This window comes from Fuerstiella marisgermanici, assembly GCF_001983935.1.
Classification (GTDB): Bacteria; Planctomycetota; Planctomycetia; order Planctomycetales; family Planctomycetaceae; genus Fuerstiella; species Fuerstiella marisgermanici.
In genome coordinates this window covers 8,111,168-8,129,749 of sequence record NZ_CP017641.1, presented here as the reverse complement: position 1 = coordinate 8,129,749, position 18,582 = coordinate 8,111,168, and the positions used below count along the sequence as shown (strand labels likewise).

The 18,582-nt window shown below is 55.5% G+C and carries 17 protein-coding genes; 9 read left to right on the top strand and 8 right to left on the bottom strand.

The window, feature by feature from the left end; translation table 11 throughout:
- Nucleotides 1–71: 71 nt before the first annotated feature.
- The 3 genes from Fuma_RS30670 to Fuma_RS30660 form a co-directional block, all read right to left on the bottom strand.
- Complete coding sequence (locus Fuma_RS30670) at nt 72–1,595, bottom strand: TolC family protein (RefSeq protein ID WP_218922334.1); 1,524 nt, start codon at nt 1,593–1,595, stop codon at nt 72–74.
- 232 nt (nt 1,596–1,827) lie between these two features.
- Nucleotides 1,828–2,592: a MauE/DoxX family redox-associated membrane protein gene (locus Fuma_RS30665; RefSeq protein ID WP_218922333.1), complete on the bottom strand. Its 765-nt coding sequence runs from the start codon at nt 2,590–2,592 to the stop codon at nt 1,828–1,830.
- Nucleotides 2,593–2,824: 232 nt separating this feature from the next.
- Nucleotides 2,825–3,148: a four-helix bundle copper-binding protein gene (locus Fuma_RS30660; RefSeq protein WP_077028656.1), complete on the bottom strand. Its 324-nt coding sequence runs from the start codon at nt 3,146–3,148 to the stop codon at nt 2,825–2,827.
- Nucleotides 3,149–3,155: 7 nt separating this feature from the next.
- Between Fuma_RS30660 and Fuma_RS36050 the strand changes: the two genes are divergently transcribed.
- A complete protein-coding gene (locus Fuma_RS36050) occupies nt 3,156–3,320 on the top strand; it encodes a hypothetical protein (RefSeq protein WP_218922332.1) in 165 nt (54 codons plus the stop codon).
- A gap of 184 nt (nt 3,321–3,504) precedes the next feature.
- On the opposite strand, the gene Fuma_RS30655 is transcribed toward Fuma_RS36050, so the two are convergent.
- Nucleotides 3,505–5,022: a TolC family protein gene (locus Fuma_RS30655; RefSeq protein ID WP_077027473.1), complete on the bottom strand. Its 1,518-nt coding sequence runs from the start codon at nt 5,020–5,022 to the stop codon at nt 3,505–3,507.
- Nucleotides 5,023–5,118: 96 nt separating this feature from the next.
- Between Fuma_RS30655 and Fuma_RS36505 the strand changes: the two genes are divergently transcribed.
- The gene (locus Fuma_RS36505; protein WP_257787783.1) at nt 5,119–5,253 is read left to right on the top strand and encodes a hypothetical protein; all 135 of its coding nucleotides are present in this window, start codon (nt 5,119–5,121) and stop codon (nt 5,251–5,253) included.
- Nucleotides 5,254–5,314: 61 nt separating this feature from the next.
- Here Fuma_RS36505 and Fuma_RS30650 read toward each other — a convergent pair whose 3' ends face one another.
- Nucleotides 5,315–6,772, bottom strand: a complete 1,458-nt coding sequence (locus Fuma_RS30650) for a TolC family protein (protein ID WP_077027472.1) — start codon at nt 6,770–6,772, stop codon at nt 5,315–5,317.
- A gap of 375 nt (nt 6,773–7,147) precedes the next feature.
- Here Fuma_RS30650 and Fuma_RS30640 point away from each other — a divergent pair, with 375 nt between their 5' ends.
- From Fuma_RS30640 to Fuma_RS30610, 7 genes are all read left to right on the top strand, one after another.
- Nucleotides 7,148–7,579, top strand: a complete 432-nt coding sequence (locus Fuma_RS30640) for a hypothetical protein (RefSeq protein WP_077027470.1) — start codon at nt 7,148–7,150, stop codon at nt 7,577–7,579.
- A gap of 203 nt (nt 7,580–7,782) precedes the next feature.
- Complete coding sequence (locus Fuma_RS30635; protein WP_077027469.1) at nt 7,783–9,192, top strand: efflux RND transporter periplasmic adaptor subunit; 1,410 nt, start codon at nt 7,783–7,785, stop codon at nt 9,190–9,192.
- A 10-nt stretch (nt 9,193–9,202) separates the two neighbouring features.
- Nucleotides 9,203–12,655 carry an efflux RND transporter permease subunit gene (locus Fuma_RS30630; protein WP_077028655.1) on the top strand — a complete coding sequence of 1,151 codons (3,453 nt, stop codon included), beginning with the start codon at nt 9,203–9,205 and terminating at the stop codon, nt 12,653–12,655.
- Nucleotides 12,656–12,761: 106 nt separating this feature from the next.
- Nucleotides 12,762–13,316 (top strand): C40 family peptidase, encoded by a 555-nt coding sequence (locus Fuma_RS30625; protein WP_077027468.1) that lies wholly within the window; start codon nt 12,762–12,764, stop codon nt 13,314–13,316.
- A 38-nt stretch (nt 13,317–13,354) separates the two neighbouring features.
- Nucleotides 13,355–13,696, top strand: coding sequence for a hypothetical protein (locus Fuma_RS30620; RefSeq protein WP_077027467.1), 342 nt, complete (start codon nt 13,355–13,357; stop codon nt 13,694–13,696).
- Nucleotides 13,697–13,927: 231 nt separating this feature from the next.
- Nucleotides 13,928–14,488, top strand: coding sequence for a methyltransferase family protein (locus Fuma_RS30615; protein WP_083732441.1), 561 nt, complete (start codon nt 13,928–13,930; stop codon nt 14,486–14,488).
- Between the two features lie 126 nt (nt 14,489–14,614).
- Complete coding sequence (locus tag Fuma_RS30610) at nt 14,615–15,601, top strand: cation diffusion facilitator family transporter (protein ID WP_077027465.1); 987 nt, start codon at nt 14,615–14,617, stop codon at nt 15,599–15,601.
- Between the two features lie 19 nt (nt 15,602–15,620).
- Here the strand turns inward: Fuma_RS30610 and Fuma_RS30605 are convergent, their stop codons facing one another.
- From Fuma_RS30605 to Fuma_RS30595, 3 genes are all read right to left on the bottom strand, one after another.
- Nucleotides 15,621–16,079 (bottom strand): methyltransferase family protein, encoded by a 459-nt coding sequence (locus Fuma_RS30605; protein ID WP_077027464.1) that lies wholly within the window; start codon nt 16,077–16,079, stop codon nt 15,621–15,623.
- Nucleotides 16,080–16,232: 153 nt separating this feature from the next.
- Nucleotides 16,233–17,096, bottom strand: a complete 864-nt coding sequence (locus tag Fuma_RS30600) for a sterol desaturase family protein (protein WP_077028654.1) — start codon at nt 17,094–17,096, stop codon at nt 16,233–16,235.
- Nucleotides 17,097–17,315: 219 nt separating this feature from the next.
- A complete protein-coding gene (locus tag Fuma_RS30595; protein WP_077027463.1) occupies nt 17,316–18,236 on the bottom strand; it encodes a LysR family transcriptional regulator in 921 nt (306 codons plus the stop codon).
- Nucleotides 18,237–18,582: the final 346 nt, after the last annotated feature.

Below are 18,582 nucleotides of genomic sequence, written 5' to 3'. Positions count from 1 at the left end.
CGTTGCGCGGGGGCTGCTGAGGATGCGGACCGGTGTTGTCGACCGGTGGCGGCGGTAGATCGCTTTTCGCTTTAGCGTGGCTTTGGCACTGCATCGATGTGGCCACCAGGAACAGGTCCTTCCGGCGTCGCGAGCCCCCCGTGCAGCAGAAATCCGTTGATTAGCACTTCGCTGGTGCGTTGCGATTCCTGGTGCTGCACAAACTGCAGTCGGGCGTTCGTGTAAGCTTCCTGAGCCGCCAGAACATCCGGCCATTCACTGCGACTGCGTTTGTAGCCCGTGAGAGCCAATTCGTAGGCTTTACGTTTCGCCGGAAGAATTACGGATTCGAACTCCGTGACATGCTGGACGGCAGAAATGTAGTTGTCGTATTCGCCCGCCAGTCGTTTCCGGAGATCCAGACGCAACCGGCGAATCTCGTGCATCTGCCGTGTGTAGTCTGCCTGAGCCTGCTCGATCGTTCCCTGATTGCGATCGAACAGCGGAACTTCAATACCGATCCGAGCGGCAACCGTTGTCTGGCGGTCGACGTTGTTGTAGCCGGGGCCGGCGGACACCTGCAGGTTTGGAATCCACTCCACTCGTTCACGATTCACCGTGATACAGTCTTCTCGCAATTTGGCATTCGCCGCCAGCAACTCCGGGCTGCATTCGATGAGGTTATTGAGAGCAACATCGAAGTCGATCAGTGGCTGATCGGATCGCAACACGCCATCGATCTGAATGTCTGTCATCTCAGAACCTGCCAGTGACGACAGTTCCAGCATGCTGCGACGAACGTGATTTTTTGCTCGCATGACGGTGAGGCGATGCATCTGCAATGCAGTGGCTTCCTGCTGCAGAGATGCCTGATTAGCCTGACCGAGGTTGTACATTTCACGAGCGGTCAGCATGTGATCTTCCGCGGTCTTCAGTAATTCCTGCTTCAGTGAAAGCATCTCCAGTGCGGCGAGTGTGCGATAGAAATGAATGCGGATGTCATTGCAAACTCGGAACTGCTGAGCCATCGCCTTATGTTCTGCGACTTTTGCCCGCTGAAGATACTTGTTCCGACTGAGTTTCAGTTTTCCGCCGGTGACGAACGTTTGCCCGATTTCAGCGCCCACCCATTCGCCTGCCGTGCCATTCAGGCCGATCTGTTCACCGATGACGGCCACGGTGGGGTTGGGATAGAGTCCCGCCTGGACGGCTCGGTTGAGTTCAGCATTGATGTGCAGTCGCGCCTGTCGCAACGTGGGATTGTTTGCTGCAGCGAGGCTCAACAGGGATTCCAGATTATGAACCTGCAATACGTCCATACCACCCGGATCGAACCATTCGGGAGCCGTCGCTGACGGAACAGGCGGTGGATTTGTGTACGACTTGCCAACCGCTTCGTCGCCAGACACGGCGAGCGGATTCGTAATCCGGTGCTGTATGTCCGACATCGGTGTGCCGTCGCGGCGACGTGAATCGTCGTGCTGATCGTGGCCGGTGTGGTTGCCGCCATCGGCATCCGGAAGATGCAGGCGGCGGGAGGCATCCTGCCCGGAAGCGGAAAAAGAATTGACGCACAGAAAAATGAGTGCAGCCGCGAACCGTGCAGGCGATTCCATCGCGCAGTCCTGTCAACGAATTGTTGTGAGTCCAGACGCCTGACTTCCTGAGAAGGTCAGACACAATGACGCACGGTTCCGAAAGCAGTCGTCGGCACGAAAATCGGAGCTCATGATTAAAACCTGTCGCTCAAGCACGCCGTGGAAAGATGCATCCGGGCGATCGCGTCAAAGACGATGTGAGCCGCACAGCTTGATGAGAACTGTTCCGGCAGGTGTTGCCGAAGCTCCATCATCCGACTAATGCTGTCCAGATCATGACCGCTGACATGATGATCATCACGCTGTTTTCCACGATCGTGACCGCCGACATCGGCAGATTGAAAACCGTGCCGAGACAGGCGCATTGGATTTGCTGTTTCCTGCGAACGGCCGAAATCACTCCGACCAATCCGACGGCCATCACGATCAGCGTCACAATGGCAGCGATCAACAGCAAGTGTTGTGAAAGAAATACAATTCCGAGGCTCAATTCAATCCACGGGTACGACAGGCCATACACTCGTGAACGCTTTGCGACAATGTCGTACGTCGAAAACGCGTCGGCAAACTTACTGATATCCAGCAGCTTGAAGAACGCAAACGCAACAAAGAAGAAACCCATGAACCACGTCATGGCACGCGACCAGTTCCAGCCCGGCAGCAGCGACTCGGCAAAAACAGTTCCTCCAACGACGTAAGCCACCACGAGAAGCAGGGGCCGATAGTTGGACAAGCGAAAGGAATCTTCCTCGGACGACGGTTTTCTATCTTCGGAAGTCTGAGCAACCGCGTCGGCGGTCGTGGATGCTGGCGTTGCGTCGATTCCCACACTATTTACCAGGCGAACCACGTGTTCCGCGTCAACATCATCAGCCACCGTCAGCGTAATCGGTTTTCGCGGATCGGCAAGGTCGGCAGTCCAGTCGTGAATTGAAGTGTCAGACTCCAGCACCGGCTCAACTTTGCTGAGACAACTTTGACATTTCATACTGGTTTCAACTGTGATCGTCTTCATGATTCTATTCTACGCACGTGGGCCTGAAGGAATATCGGAATGTCCGTCTGCTGCCTGCGGATGCTCTACGAATGAATCAGCTCTCCACCCCACACAGAAGACGAGGCCCATTTCCACGAGCCCGATAACCGTGACCGATCAAGAAAGGTGCAAACGGCCGAGGTTCCGGACCTCAGCCGTTCACCCCTTCGATCGTACGAACAGCGTTGTTGCGGCGAAGCTTTTCGCGTGATTACGCAGTCGCGCCAGCCATGCTGCGACACGATTCCGCACAAGTTCGACACGCTTTCGCACATTTTCGGCAGTGGTCGTGTTCGTGCTGTTCGCATTGATCTGCACACCAGTCGCAGATCTCTGCACACATCTGACAGTACTGCTCAGTGTATTTGCTGCCGCGAGCCATCGCCTTCGCGCACAGTTCACAGATGTCGCTGCACTCGATGCAGCATTTCGGACAGTCATTGTTGCTGTCGCCCGTGGCCATTTCGTACAGACATTCCTGACACGCCGCCACACATGCCTGACATTCCTGAATACACTTTTCGTAGCTCATCATTCTTCCTTTGAGTTCGAGAAAAGGGGACGTCGGCACGGTTCCGACAGGCGGTGGTCGCAACGCCTGTGCCAAACTCGCCATCACGTTCCTCGTAGCGGAAGTCGCCAGGGACTTCGGCCGCAATTTCTGCGGTTGGCTGAAGCGTTTGATGAAGCTTGTTACGGTGTTCTGACAAGCCGGTCGCCATAGGAGCACCGGAATTGCTCCGAGGCAACGGCGTGCAACAATGGCACCCTCAGAGCATTCCAACTGATGGACGAACCGCTCGATGAACGTCCCGTCTGGCCGGTGAGCGATCAATCTGACCTTGCCTGGAATTCAACTGGCCGCACCGGCCTCTGGCGAAATCGGCGACGTTACGGTCGTGTTCCGACCGCCTGTTCGATGCGTGCCAGTGCGGTTGCGAGTTGCCCGACCGCACGATGGTAACCTGCCTGCAGAGTCAACAGGTTGCGGACATCTTTGATGACGCGGTCGAATTCGACGGTGCCGGTCGCGTACGACTGCTGATCGGCTGCGAGCGTGTCCTTTGCCTGTGGAAGGATTGTGTCCTGATACAGTTCCGCTGTCTCGTTTGCCGCCACGGCTTGCTGCCACAGGTCAAGAATACGGGAATCAAACTGCTGCTGAAGCTCATCGACTCCCGCGTGAGCGGCCGCGTGCTCCCAGCGTGCCTCGTTCTCGATGGCATCATATTTCCGTTCCCACAGTGGAATCGACACCGACGCTCCCAGCGACCATGCGTCCTGCCCAACGTCGACGATACTCGGTTGAGGTCGATTGCTGTCGATCTCGAACCAGGACGCACTGACAAGAAACTCGGGGCGGCGTTGCAGCCTTGCGACTTCGATCCCCCAACGCGTCGCCTGGGTTGTAATGCGGGCCGATTGAATCATGGGCTGGTACTGTGCTGACAGCCGTCGAAGCTGATCATGGTCCCATTCTGGAAGAGTCACATCCAGAGTCTCCGGCACGGTGACCGCGATGTCGGCCGCGCGACCAATCACTCGATTCAGTTGAGCAACCGTCGATTCCCGCTGCTGCCGCATGGACACAAGCTGTTCTTCGATTCGGCTGTACTCCAGCGTACCCGCCAGAACGTCGCCCTGAGCTGCCTTGCCGGTGGCGACACGAGCATTTGCCACTTCGATCAGATCTTTGATCAGCAATTGATTCGTTTCGCTGATTTCAAGCTGTCGGTCGAGCACATAGATTCGAAACCAGAGTTCGCGCAGGTCAGCGATCATCCGCAACCGTTCTGCCGCAACCATTTGCTGAGCGGCCATCGCTTCAAAACACGCCTGCTGCTTCTGAGCGTCCAGTCGCTCCAGCCATGGAAGCATCTGCGACACCGTCAGGTTGGCTCGTTGAGATCCTGCGGCGGTTTCAATCGGCGATACGAAGAAATTGGCCCCCAGTTTCGGATCAGGCAGCCCATCGACGTAGCCAACTTTCGCCCGAGCTGCTTCAAACTGCTGAGCGAGCCGTCTCAGCTTCGGATTCTGATTGACGGCGTACGATTCAAGTTGTGGCAGCGACTCAATCGCAAACAGGGTGGAGACAGGTAGCGGAATCCCAATGGGTGCTTCGCCGCCTGCTGTGTCTGGCTTGGAGTCATCAGCCACTGTGACTTCTGCATCAGCAGGTTCACTCTGTTCTTCAGTCTGATGCGAAGCCAGCGCAATCGGTACGCCTTGCGATTCTACCTCCGCAACCGGCCGTTCCGCCTCATGGTGAAGCTGGACGGATTCATTCGTTCGGGACGTCGCGCAGCCAGCCAGCATCAACACCAGCAGAAGCTGCCGGACTCCTGCCGCTGCCGCATGCCACTTTCGCGGCGAACGATCTCCATAGCTTTTATTTGAGGGTTCCATCCCTGACATAGCCAACTTCCCTGTACCGTGTGATGTCCGCCAGCCAGTGAATGGCACGCAGACGTCCGGTGAATGATTCGAAGAAGGCACGGTTCCATGATGAAGATCGTCGTGCGGCGATGTCTGACGACGGCGAACGATTGTGAAACCTGCTCACGCTTGCCGGAAAGTGGCAGTCATAACAATGTGGCTGACTTTGTCGACGGTCGAGACATCGCGTCTGAAGGTTGACCACGATTCCGTTCAGGAGTACGAACCATTCGCCGCGCCAATCTCCGTTCCGTTGCCGCGTTTACTGCTGACTGAAGGTTAGTCCTCGCAGACTGTCGTCGCCGCTGTTGTCGGCCACGGCATCAAGTCCGCCGGTCAGTACGTAGCCGTCAACCTTTGAACTGGCTTGAGCAAGCTGCGACTGAGCCTGAACGAACTGCAGGTTCGAATCGAAATATGTGCGTCGAGCCACCAGTACCTGGACGAAGCTGGTTTCACCGGCCTCGTAAGCTTGTTCCGCAAGTTTAAGAGATTCAGCAGCGTTCGGCAGGATTTCCCGGCCATACTTCGTGACAGCAGCCAGGGCGGAGTCATAGTCTCGGGACACTTCAGCCAGACGTGCTTCGATCGACTTCTGAATTCGCTGCACTTCGATCGACGCTCGACAGAATTCGGCTTGCGCCGCGCAGATGTTGCCCTGATTCTTGTTAAAGACTGGAATGGGGGCTCCGACCTGAAAATTCATCATGCCGTTGTTGGTTGAGTTGTCGACACCCGCACCAAACTGAACCGTGATGTTGGGAGTCGCCTGCACGCCATGTCGCTGCAATGCCGCACGAGCCTGTGCGACTCGTGTTTGTGCTGCACTGTATTCCGGGCTGCTGTTCACGATCGTGGAACTCAGATACGCCCAGTCCTTTGCTTCCATCTGCCGCGGAAGTTCGCCGATCAGCGTGGTGGGTTCCATGTGAGACGTGCCGGTCAGCGCCACGAGTCCTCGCCACGCGGCGTCGAACTGAATCTGTGACTGTTGCAACGCCAGATCAACTTCGTTCTTTTGAACGGTGGCTTGCAGCGTGTCAATTCGTGTCCCTTCGCCGGCTTCGATGCGAGAATCAGCAACCTCGATCCCTTTGGTCGTCACTGACTGGAAATCGCTGATCAACTGAATGCGTCGCTGAGCAGCCAGAGCTTCGTAGAATTTCACACGAATGTCCGTGGACACTCGCAGTTTCTGGGCTTCCAGTTCCAGCAACTGAGCGCGAACAGCTTCGTTCAGGACTCGGCGATTCAGTTCCAGCTTGCCGCCGGTGACGAATTCCTGTTCCACGAAAGCAACGTGTTGGTCCGTGTTACGGTCGGCCAGCTGCGTTGCCTGATATCCGACAATCGGGTTGGCTTTGAGGCCGACCTGATTGCGGAAGCCAGCCGCTTTCTGCGTCGTTGCTGCCAATTCACGGATGGAAGGATTGTTGGAGTACGCCAGCGATTCAAAGTCGGCCAGTGACATGCCCGCCGGAACTGAGTGAACGACTTGCGGTTCCGCGGTCGCTGCTGCGTTTTCGTCTGCCAAATCATCGGTTGCCGAAACCAGGCTGATGTAAGGAGTCTGATCTTCGACTGGTACGGCAGAGGTGGGTGTCGAATCCGAAACATCCAAATCGACAGGCGACGAATCGCGCACCTGCCACCGATTCTGACTGCAGCCAGCGGTGATGCACACGACCATGATGGCCGCGATCAGGTTTATCCGTTTCATGATTGTTGGCTTCCTTGCCTGTCCTTGCAGGTTCTTTCGTCATAACCACCTTTCGTGTCCGATCCGTAGAGATCGTTACGCCTGAAACCAGCCGTTCGAATTGGCATCGGACGACACGGATCTCCTGATCGAGACAACCGGCACGACGCACAAGACGGGAGTTCGGCGAATTCTGCCAGCCCCGAAACCAATCGATGAAAACTGCGATTGAAGAGTTTGTGCTTCTCTGTTGGCAGTTCGTCCGCCAATAACGCTTGGAAACGCTTCGATCTCAAATGGCCGAACAAGTTTGTTTCGACGCTGGAATTGACCGAAACCCATCAGCGACGTATCGTTACGTGTCAACTTGTCCAAGTCCGTACTGTTTGCGAAACAATGAACCGAGCCGTTTCCTCAATCCTGATTCCACTTTTGCTGGTGAGCCAGAGCTTGTTCTCTGTGCCTCATTCGCATGCGGGATCGTCGATTGCTGAGCCGGACGGCCATGCCGCTCGCCCGCACGTCCATTTACACGATTCCCACCATGATCATGGGCATCACGAAGATGGCGACGACACGCCGTCATCGACGGGTGAGCAGGTTCCCGACCACGATTCCGACACGGTTTACGCTGGCGATGACCAGCTTCTGCACGACGGAAGGGTCGCGAAAGTTGCCAAGACTGAACTGGCAGCGGTGTACTTCATTGCAGACGATTCGTCTGCAAACGCGGCGGTGGGGCGACTCTGGAGTCAGTTTGGTTTACAGCCGTTGCTGCTGCGCCCGAAATGCGCGCGATACTTGCAGCTTCTCTCGATGCGCTGCTAACGCCACCGCAGCTATGTCTCCGGTTTCTCCGTGAGGACAAAAGCTGCCTCTTTCCGGCGTACTTCTTAGGTCTCCTGCCGCACTTCATTCGATGACGATGCGCAGATTGAACCTCTGAAGTCTCCTCACACACGATATCCGCGAACCGCCGTCCCGTCGGCGTAATCGCTATCCGTCGTCAGCGATTCCGAGGTCACATCACCATGCGTTTCCCAAAATCATTACGTCTGCTCAGCGGCGTAGCCTTCGCGGCGATAGTCGTCGGAGTGGTTTTCTTCACCCGCGATCGCTGGATGACGATTTTCTCGCTGCCGGAGCCTGAATCGCACGCGGCAGACTCTCCGCCACCTGTCGAAGAGCCCAAGGTGTTGAAGCTGTCACCGCAGGCTCGCAAGAATCTGGAATTGGTTTCCAAACCTGCGAGACCGCAGACGTATTGGCGAACCATTCAGGTGCCCGGTGAGATCGTGGACCGTCCCGGACAATCGGATCGCGGCGTCACATCGCCAGCAGTTGGCGTCGTTTCGGAAGTGCATGCATTTCCCGGTGATACAGTCCGTCCGGGCGATCGGCTTTTTACGCTCCGACTGTTCAGCGAATACCTGCAAAGCACGCAGAAGGAACTCTTTAGTTCGACGAAAGAGTCTCAGATTGCTCAGGAACAATTGGCTCGATTGAGCCCACTGGCTGACAAGGGCGGAATATCCAAGACGAAGATCATCGATCTGGAAAATGAACTTCGTCGACAGCAAGCGGTCATTCAGGCCCACAGGCAAGACCTGCTCACAAGAGGATTGAATCCACAACAAGTTGACCAAGTTGCCAACGGGCAATTTGTATCGACCGTCGACGTGGTGACGCCATCTCGCATCAAGGAACGTGAGAAACTGGTCAGCATTCGTCAAGCGTCGTTTCGGGAAGGGCAGACGGATGCTGACGGTTTCGCTTTTGAAGTGCAGGAACTAAACGCTGAACTTGGACAGCAGGTTCAAGCGGGACAGTTGCTGATCACGCTGGCAAATCACAGCTCGCTCTATCTGGAAGGTCATGCCTTCAAACGCGAAGCACCGTATCTCGAAAAGGCGGCACAGAACGGCTGGGAAATTTCCGTTGAGTTCGCGGAAGACGAACCGGAGAACTGGCCGGAACTGGATCAGTCGTTTGAGATTCGGTACCTGTCGAACTCCATCGATCAAAATAGCCGCACGTTCGACTTCTTCATCCCGCTCACCAATCAGTCGCGATCGTATGAGAAGAGCGGCGAGACGTTTGTGGTTTGGCGGTTTCGTCCGGGGCAGCGAATACGCCTGCATGTTCCCGTCGAAGAGATGACGGACGTGCTTGTGCTGCCGAGTGCGGCGATCGTTCGCGAAGGGCCGGAGGCATACGTCTTCCAGCAAAACGGCGACCTGTTCAACCGAATTCCCGTGCAGGTATTGCACGAAGATCGACGGAATATCGTCGTTGCCAATGATGGAAGTGTTACGCCCGGTCTCTTTCTCGCACAAAGTGCTGCGGCGTCACTCAACCGCGTGCTGAAAGCACAAGCGGCAAGTGGCATGCGTGCTGACGTTCATGTTCATGCGGACGGTACCGTCCACGCAAGCCATTGAGGAAAGCACGATGCTAAACGCCATTATTCGATTTGCGCTGCGTTACCGCATGCTGGTCCTCGTAATCAGCATTGTGATGCTGGTGTACGGTTCTTATCTCGCGACGCAGATGCCCATCGACGTCTTCCCAGACCTCGACCGGCCTCGCGTCATCATCATCACTGAATGTCCCGGTCTTGCGACTGAAGAAGTCGAGACGCTTGTCACTCAACCCATTGAAATCGCTTTGCTCGGTGCCAATGGAGTTCAGGCCGTTCGTAGTCAGTCGACTGCCGGGCTAAACGTCATCTACATCGAATTCGACTGGTCAACCGAAATCAAGTCAGCCCGTCAAACCGTTCAGGAACGCCTGATAACGCTCGACGGAATCTTACCGGAAGGCATTCGTCCTCAGATGACGCCACCTGCGTCCATTATGGGACAGATTGTGGTTGCCGGAATCTATCGGCAACAGGGACCAAACGATGGCGAGCTGTATCCGATCGGAAAGACCGGGCTGATTGCAGAAGTTATTCCGAGTGCCGAGGCACAACCAACGATTCATGTCTGGCAGCCTGTCGAACGAAACCGCGTGGAATCTTGGAAGGCCGTGGCTGTCGACGACCTCAGTTGGAAAGCACCGAGCCGGAGCGACGATCTCTTTCAAATTGAAGAGTCGGCCAGTGCGAAGATTACCATCGACGGCAAACTACACGACGTTGACTTCCCAAGTAACGCTTCTCGTCAACTTTCACTGCGAACCACAGCGGATTGGATCATCCGCCCGCGAGTTCTCAAGGTGACGGGCGTTGCGGAAGCGTTCATTCTGGGCGGCGACCGCAAACAGTATCAGGTGCGAATCGATCCATCCGCATTGCTCGAATATGACGTGACGTTGCAGGAAGTCGAACAGGCTCTCAAAGACAGCAACATCAACACAAGTGGTGGCTTCGCGGTGAAAGGCGAAACGGAGCGTCCCATCCGAGTCCTGGGACGCCTTGGCCCTGAACCATACAAAGTGCTGCATGATCTGCGGCAGATTCCGGTGAAAGCTAACGAAAAACGATCCGTGCTGCTCGGTCAGGTGGCCAGTGTCGTTGAAGGTGCCGAATTCAAACGCGGCGATGGAAGCGTCAGCGGCCGCCCCGGCGTCGTGTTCACCGTTGTGAAACAGCCGCATGTCGATACACGCGGGCTGACGGAGCGACTGGAGACTGCATTTGCGGAAGCGGAAGAATCGCTGACGGCAGACATTGCCATCAATCCTGAATTGTTCCAACTCCGTAACTTCATCGATCGCGGTATCTTCAACGTGGGTGAAGCACTCGTGATTGGTGCCGTGCTCGTCATCATCATTCTGTTTCTGTTTCTGCTGAATTTCCGCACAACGTTCATCACTCTGACCGCGATTCCGTTATCACTGGTGATTACCACACTTGTGTTTCGTTTGATTGGATGGCTCTCGGGAACGGAGCTTTCCATCAACGTGATGACGCTCGGCGGGCTGGCAGTCGCCATGGGTGAACTCGTCGACGATGCCATTGTTGACGTGGAGAACATCTTTCGACGGCTCAAGGAAAACAATTCCCTCGAAACACCGCGACCGGCAATTCAGGTCGTCTACGAAGCCAGCAAGGAAATTCGCAGTGCGATCGTCTTCGGTACTGTCGTTGTAATTCTCGTCTTCTTGCCACTATTCGCGCTTTCCGGCGTGGAAGGCCGATTGTTCACGCCGTTGGGCGTGGCGTACATCATTTCGATTCTGGCATCGTTGTTCGTTTCGCTGACGGTCACGCCAGTTTTGTCGTACTACCTGCTGCCGCAGTCGAAAGCCGCTCATGCCGAAAAGGATGGAATTCTGCTGCGGTCCATGAAATGGATGGTCAGCTATCTCATTCGGCTCAGCATGGCACAGCCTGCGTTGTTGTTACTGCTGACGTGGGTCGCCGTTGGATTCGCAGGCTGGCAGATGGCCCAGCTTGGCAGAAACTTCTTGCCGGAATTTGACGAAGGCAGCGTGCAGATCAACATGACACTACCGCCGGGGTCGTCACTGGATGCGTCCAATCAGACGTCTGGTCTCATCGACAAAAAACTGCGTGAGATGCAGAAGTCTGAGAGGAACCCCGACGGTGCCATTCTTCATTTTGTGCGTCGCACCGGGCGAGCCGAAATGGACGAACATGCCTCGCCCGTGAACGCAGGCGAATACATCCTGAGTATGAACCCGGACAGTCAGCATCGTCGCGAAGACATTCTGAAACAGCTTCTCGATGAATTGGGTGAAGAAGTTCCCGGTGTCGACCTCGAAGTCGAACAACCGCTGGCTCACCTGATCAGTCACATGGTCTCCGGTGTTTACGCTCAGATCGCTATCAAAATTCACGGCGACGATCTGAACGTGCTGCAACAACTGTCCGAGCAGGTGAAATCCACGGTGCAGAACATCGACGGCATTACGCCGCCGGTGATTGAACCGATCAAGCAGACCGAAGAACTGCACATACAGCTTCGCACAGACGACCTCGCCTTCCACGGTGTCACGCGAGCTTACGTTGCCAACATTGTTCAAACGGCACTTCAGGGAGAAGTGGTTTCGCAGGTTCTGGAAGGTCAGCGACGATTCGATTTGTTGGTTCGACTGGAGGAAGACTACCGCACCGACTACGCGAATCTCGGTCGGTTGCGAATCGACCTCCCAAACGATCGCGGGCAGATCGAGCTTCGGGAACTGGCCGACATCGGTCCCGGCACTGGCCCGAACGCAGTCAACCGCGAAAACGCCCGACGTCGCATGGTGATTCGCTGCAACACGCAGGACCGCGACCTCGCGAGTGCCGTGAAAGAGATCACGCAACGTGTCGATAGTCAGATCGATCTGCCGGAAGGCTACTTCATCGAATACGGCGGTCAGTTTGAAAGCCAGCAGCGAGCAACTCGCACCATCGTGGTGCTGGCGGGCGTTTCCATTGTCGGCATGTTCGTCGTGCTGATGCTGTTGTTTCCTTCCGTTCGAGTTGTTTTGCAGATTCTCAACGCATTGCCAACCGCATTCATCGGCGGAGTGCTGGCGTTGGTGATTACCAACCAGTCGCTCACCGTTGCCAGCCTTGTCGGGTTCATTTCGCTGGGTGGCATTGCGGTGCGAAACGGAATCCTGCTGGTCACTCACTACTTTCATCTGATGAAGGAAGAAGGCGAAGACTTCAGCCGCGAAATGATTTTGCGAGGGAGTCTCGAACGCCTCGCTCCAGTATTGATGACGGCACTGACGGCTGGATTCGGTCTGCTTCCACTCGTTCTCGGCGGACAGGAACCGGGCCGCGAAATCCTTTACCCCGTCGCCACCGTGATCCTCGGTGGACTCATAACATCGACGTTCTGTGAGTTTCTGATTCACCCCGGAATCTTCTGGCGATTTAGCGGCAAGGACGCGGAACGGCTCACTCAACTTGAAGAATCAGGAGAACACATCGATCCATAGACTCAGCTTTTGAAACCGTGCAAGCGGGACTTACCGTTGGCACAAGTAATCCACACGTCCAGGCAATGTTGCTTAGACGGCTACCAACCTAGAAAAGGAAAGCACGATGAAAAACATTCGATTCACTCTCTTGTCCGCCAGCGTACTCCTGTCGATTTCAGTCATTGCTGGCTGCGGAGACGAGACGGCAGAACAACCAACCAATCAACAGTCAGGCACACAGTCGGAATCTGATCACGGTCACCCGCATGACGACGACGGCGATCATGGTGACTCGCATAAAGTCGAAGGCCACGCTCACGGAGCAGGTCCGCACGACGGAACGGTCGCCGACTGGGGCGGCGGCAAGTACCACGTCGAGTTCACCGTCGACCACGACAAGAAAGAAGCAACTGTTTACGTTCTTGGCGGCGATGAAAAGACACCGGAACCGGTTACGTCCAAATCGCTTCTTCTGACAATCAAGGTACCTCAAATGCAGGTCGACCTGATGCCAGTGCCGCTGGATGGTGAGTCGGACGGCAAGTCGTCTCGCTTTGTCGGGACGCACGATGGTTTGGCCACCGTCATGGAATACGAAGGCACGATGAGTGCTGAGGTCGATGGCACTCCCTATGCAGGCAACTTCAAGGAAGAAGCTCACGACCACGGGGATGAGTAAAAGGCACGCTGTTCACGTTCACTTTCGGAGGATAAGACATGTGGTGGAGAGCCATTGTTGCCGGTCTGGTTGTGGCTGGCGTATCGGAACTCGCCGATCGCTTCCCACGACTCGGGGCGTTGTTGCTGACACTTCCGATCGTGAGCATCGTGGCCTTCGTCGCCGTGTGGAACAAAGAACAGGACATGACCACAGTCTCGCGACTGGCCCGCGAAACGCTCGTGCTGGTTCCGCTTGGGCTACCCTTTTTTGTACCGCTGGCATTCTCCGAACGCCTTGGTCTGAGTTTCTGGAGTGCCTTCGCCGCAGGGTTTGTTCTGGCATCTGTCACCATAGGCTGCTGGTTCTGGCTGGGGCCGCAACCGCCGCCTCCGTCGTAAGCAATGGCTCACAGCACAGACATTCGGTGAGCAACCTGTGTTGCTCACCGTCGTGCAGCACCCGCACCTTCTGTCCTCGCGGGTGCTGCACACTTATGAAAGTGGCGGTGCGTTGCAGTTCAGTAAGCGTCAATAATCGGTTTCACAGAATTATGTCTGCTTGCCCACTACACTCAACAATGTCGCTTTCTGTCGGAATAGCATGAACGCTTTAGTTTAGATCGCAGTGAAATGGCATTCTCTTTCTTTGTAGTTTCCGTGGCTGCCATCGTTGTTATCTGTGGCCTGGCGACTTGCAGCCTGTTGACTGGCAAATTTGAGTTCTGGCCTCCTCCAAACCTTCACTGTTGGCAGTATCGCACGTTCTGGGCGTTGTTTCGTATTTTCGTGATCTGTCTGGTGGCGACCTGCATTCTCGACTTTCACGGACTCGCCGAGCCTGCTTTGGCGCAAGCCGCGATTGGGTTGGGACTGGCGGTTATCGGCTTTGGTGCCGCGTTCGCGATTACTTTTGGTCTCGGCTGGCGAACTGCCCATGGAGACTCAGACAAGCTGAAAACAACGGGAGCTTACGCGTGGAGCAGAAACCCGATTTATGTCGCTTCATTGGTTGGAATGGCGGGAGCCGGATTCTTCGTGCATTCGACGCTGGTCTACATCCTGCTGTCGCTTTGGGCGATTGCCTACATGGTCGTTCCATTTCTTGAAGAAGCTTGGCTGGAAGATCATTTCGGCGACTCATTCAGGGAGTACAAGTCGCGTGTGAATCGTTTCTTCGGACGCAGATTGTGAAGCCGGTACGGCGACAGAATCTTCGATTCGCACGGTCGATTTTACTTTCGTCGTCAGGGTGTAGCGGAAGAATCGAACCCTAAAATTCAGGACTGGGAACAGCCGCAGACGACGGACAAGGGAAACATGTCGAACAACGATGACCACGACCACCAGCATGACGCTCATGAAGGACACGACCACGCTGGTCATTCCCACGGTTTAGTGCGTGCTGATGAAATCGCAGGAGTGAGTGACGCTCGGCTGTTGTGGGCGGTCGGGCTGAATCAAATGCTGACGGTGGGCCAGGTGGTTGCCGGGATTCTCTCGGGCAGCATTGCTCTGCTGTCCGACGCGGCACACAACTTCAACGACGCCAACGCTCTGCTGATCGCCTACATCGCTCGACGCATCTCGAAGAAGGATGCGAACGCACGCTATACGTTCGGTTACCGCCGAGCCGAAATGATTGGGGCGTTGATCAACCTGACGCTGTTAGCAGTCATTGGACTGTATCTGGTGTACGAAGGGATCGCTCGCCTCGTGCAGCCGGAAGAAGTGATCGGCTGGGTCATGGCGGCGACGGCCGTCCTGGCATTGGTCGTCGACGTTGGTACGGCGGCATTGCTGTGGTCAATGAGTCGCGGATCGCTCAATGTGCGAGCCGCCTTCATTCACAACATCGTTGACGCACTGGGTTCTGTGGCCGTGCTGATCGGGGCAGCCGCGATTATCTGGTTCAATTGGTTGTGGGTGGATGCCGCCATCACGCTGGTGATCGCGGGCTACGTTCTGTGGCAGTTGGTGAAGATGTTTCCGCAGGCAACGCGAGTCCTGATGGAAGGCACACCACTGGATTTGGATCTCGACGCACTCACCGCCGACGTGAGGAAGATCGACGGCGTCGAAGGTCTGCACCACGTGCATGTCTGGGAGCTGGACGAACAGCACCGCGCACTGGAAGCTCACATCGTTGTTGCTGAAGCGAGAATCGGCGATCTGGAATCGATTAAGAACGGGATCAAATCCTGTCTGGTCGAAGACTATCAAATTCCACATTCGACGCTGGAATTCGAAATCGGTGATTCAGATGACCAGGACTGCGACGAATCCGACGCCATCGTGCCACATTGAAGTATGACCGGGCCGTAACTTAGATCCACCTGCGGACGTTGGATTTATAGGAGCGATACTCATCCGTGAAGTGCGTTTCGAGGTAGGCTTCTTCTGGGCGAATCTGAAAGCGGTTCATGTACAGGACAAACACTGGCAGCAGACCGAACGCCAGAAAGTGCGACAGGAAACTTGCCCACGCCGCGAGGACGCAGAAAAAGCCGACGTACATCGGATTCCGAGTGAACGCATAGATTCCCGACGTCACAAGGCCTACCGGCTGATTCAGAAGCCGCGGATCGACGGTCGTTCGAATGGCCCAACACTGATAAAGGCTGATCGCAAGCACGCCGGCACCGAGAATGGCAAAGGCGATCGCAACCCACATTGAACCCTCAGATTCATACGAACACTGAGGAAAGGAAATCTTCAGCCCGTACATCGCCAGACCAAGAACGAAGACTTGAACCAGTGGCGGAATGCGGAGAGACAGGGACATCGTGAGGCGAAGAAGTGAAGTGACTGAGCGGGGAATTCGAACAATACGTTCCAGATGCGAAGCGGGCAATGAGGAACGGTGACCACAACTCTACAGCGTTCCACACTCGACACTGGAATTCGAAGTCGAAGATTCGGAAGCCGTTGTGCCGCACTAAACGGATCGATCCTCGCCTACAATCTCAGGTTCGGCAGCTTTCGGGGCAGATAAATCCGCACTATTGGCAAATGGAGTTTTCAGCATCCCGCCGATCGTCTGCCAACGTTCGTTTTCAAACTCGTCAAGACCGAAGTCGATGGTCGTCACATCCTCTCTCATTCGAAAGGAACAGGCGATCCGGTCCCAAATTGAAAGAACTACCGCATAGTTGGAATCTGTTTCCGGCTGCCAACGAGAATGGTGAATTTTGTGCATGTCCGGCGTGACAACTAACCATCGCAGCACGTGGTCTGCTCGCCCGATACTGATGTTGGCATGGTGAAAATGAGTCATCGCCACCACTCCCATTTCATAAGCCACGATCTGCCAGATACTAACGCCGAGCAGCGGAATCAACAGCAAACGCAGCCCGGCGGAAATCATATGCTCCCCGATATGAAATCGCGTCGCCGTCGTGACGTCCATCCGAGAGTCACTGTGGTGCATGCGGTGAAATCGCCACAGGAGAGGAATGTGGTGATTCAATCGATGCCAGACGTACATCCAAAGGTCCAGAAGAATGAGTCCGGCGAAAAATCGACCGATGGCGTGTTGATCGGTGAATTGAAGGAGCCCAAAACTGTTCTCCACTGTCCAGTCGGCCACGAACACCGTTGACGCTCCAAACAATGCGCCCGTCACAATGGCGTTGACGACTGCGATTGTGATATTACGCAGAGCATGTCGGCCGCGACCTGGCGAATTCTCACAAAACGGCCTGACGGATTCCCACGTCCACAGCGAGACCAGCAGAATCACCGGCAAAGCAAATCGAAGGCTGAAAAGGTTTTGCAAGGAGATCAGCTCTGTGGCGAGCATGGGGGAACCTGCGGCAGTGATCGTCGAGCCTTTCATTGATTGACGACGTCAATCGTATCGACGAAGACCAACTGCCGTGAGAGACCTTTGGTGATACACGTGGCGTGTTCATAAGCCACAGTTATGGCGAGGACGTAACGACACTCCGCAGTGATAGTCGATGGCGGTGAGCGACCATCGAGACAAAACGGCGTTCGCAGTTGGCAGCGCTGACTGGGATCAGGCGCTCGCAGTGCAGTGACTTGCCAGCCAGAACTGCAGGAAGGTTTGAGCGGATCGGGGCAGTGCATGCCGTGTGTCAGAAACAACGAACAGGTCTCGAACCAAATCAACGTCCTGAATCTTCAGACTGATGAGTCGCCCGTCATCCAGTTCTCGCTGTACAGCCAATCGGGACAACACGGCGATTCCCGTGTTGTTCAGGACTGCTTCTTTGACTGCCTCATTGCTGCCAAGTTCCAAAGTTACATTGAGATCGTCCAGCGTATGGCCCTTGCGCAGCAGGGCCTGCTGAAGGCACCATCGACTTCCGGAACCCGATTCCCGAAGCACGATCGGTCGCCGCAACAAGTCCGGCAATCGAATTCGCTGACGTTTCTTCCATCTGTCATCAGCGTTGACGATCAGCAGAAGTTCATCGGACACGAAGGGGCGAAAGTGAAAGTGCCCACGCTCCGTCTGCTGACCAACCAACCCAAGATGAGCCTGACCGGATTCCACCCGATCAAGAACCGCCATGCTGTCCTCAATCGAAGCTCGCACGGCAACATCGGGAAAGCGATTTCGAAACACACATAGACCGGCGGGAAGCAGATGCTGCCCCGGAATGGAGCTTGCAGCCAGCGACAGATTCCCGTGAAGAGGTACCTCCTCGCCCGCGACAGCCTGGCGAGCTTCACGATGCAGGTTCAGAATCTGCTGAGCGTAACCATACAGCTGAATGCCAGCATCGGTCAGCGACACACGCCCGCCTTGGCGATGAAACAGCGGTTTGCCGATTGAACATTCCAAAGCCCGAATGCGTTGGCTGACGGCTGCCTGTGTCAGCTTCAACGTCTTCCCAGCCCCTGTGAAGCTGCACAATTCAGCGGCAACGGAAAACGTTTCCAAGTGAGGCAACTGAGCGTCAAGATGGTTCATATGCGGTGTCAGCCGGAAAATGGGCGAGCGGCAACCCCTTCAACATACCCTGAATTTGTTGGAATCAATAGTCTGACAAAGATCGCCTGAGAAGTCTGTCGGTTGCAATCTGAACACAGTGAAATTGCAGGAGAATGCTCCGATGGCCGGCTTCGTAACAGGAATTCCGCTATCTGCGGTAACGTGGTGCCCATGGCAACCGTCGCTAGGAGCAGCACGATCATACAGAAGACCGCGCGCAGGGCGATTTGCGACGCCACGGAATCATTCCGCAGCAGACCCGCCCCCAATTCGGTATGGGCAGCCGCATAGATCACAGGAACAACGCACGACGATAAGGCAACCG

Coding starts and splice junctions, on each gene's coding strand:
- Fuma_RS30670 (WP_218922334.1), bottom strand. CDS start 1,595: ATGGAATCGCCTGCACGGTTCGCGGCTGCACTCATTTTTCTGTGCGTC.
- Fuma_RS30665 (WP_218922333.1), bottom strand. CDS start 2,592: ATGAAGACGATCACAGTTGAAACCAGTATGAAATGTCAAAGTTGTCTC.
- Fuma_RS30660 (WP_077028656.1), bottom strand. CDS start 3,148: ATGATGAGCTACGAAAAGTGTATTCAGGAATGTCAGGCATGTGTGGCG.
- Fuma_RS30655 (WP_077027473.1), bottom strand. CDS start 5,022: ATGGAACCCTCAAATAAAAGCTATGGAGATCGTTCGCCGCGAAAGTGG.
- Fuma_RS36505 (WP_257787783.1), top strand. CDS start 5,119: ATGATGAAGATCGTCGTGCGGCGATGTCTGACGACGGCGAACGATTGT.
- Fuma_RS30650 (WP_077027472.1), bottom strand. CDS start 6,772: ATGAAACGGATAAACCTGATCGCGGCCATCATGGTCGTGTGCATCACC.
- Fuma_RS30640 (WP_077027470.1), top strand. CDS start 7,148: ATGAACCGAGCCGTTTCCTCAATCCTGATTCCACTTTTGCTGGTGAGC.
- Fuma_RS30635 (WP_077027469.1), top strand. CDS start 7,783: ATGCGTTTCCCAAAATCATTACGTCTGCTCAGCGGCGTAGCCTTCGCG.
- Fuma_RS30630 (WP_077028655.1), top strand. CDS start 9,203: ATGCTAAACGCCATTATTCGATTTGCGCTGCGTTACCGCATGCTGGTC.
- Fuma_RS30625 (WP_077027468.1), top strand. CDS start 12,762: ATGAAAAACATTCGATTCACTCTCTTGTCCGCCAGCGTACTCCTGTCG.
- Fuma_RS30620 (WP_077027467.1), top strand. CDS start 13,355: ATGTGGTGGAGAGCCATTGTTGCCGGTCTGGTTGTGGCTGGCGTATCG.
- Fuma_RS30615 (WP_083732441.1), top strand. CDS start 13,928: ATGGCATTCTCTTTCTTTGTAGTTTCCGTGGCTGCCATCGTTGTTATC.
- Fuma_RS30610 (WP_077027465.1), top strand. CDS start 14,615: ATGTCGAACAACGATGACCACGACCACCAGCATGACGCTCATGAAGGA.
- Fuma_RS30605 (WP_077027464.1), bottom strand. CDS start 16,079: ATGTCCCTGTCTCTCCGCATTCCGCCACTGGTTCAAGTCTTCGTTCTT.
- Fuma_RS30600 (WP_077028654.1), bottom strand. CDS start 17,096: ATGCTCGCCACAGAGCTGATCTCCTTGCAAAACCTTTTCAGCCTTCGA.
- Fuma_RS30595 (WP_077027463.1), bottom strand. CDS start 18,236: ATGAACCATCTTGACGCTCAGTTGCCTCACTTGGAAACGTTTTCCGTT.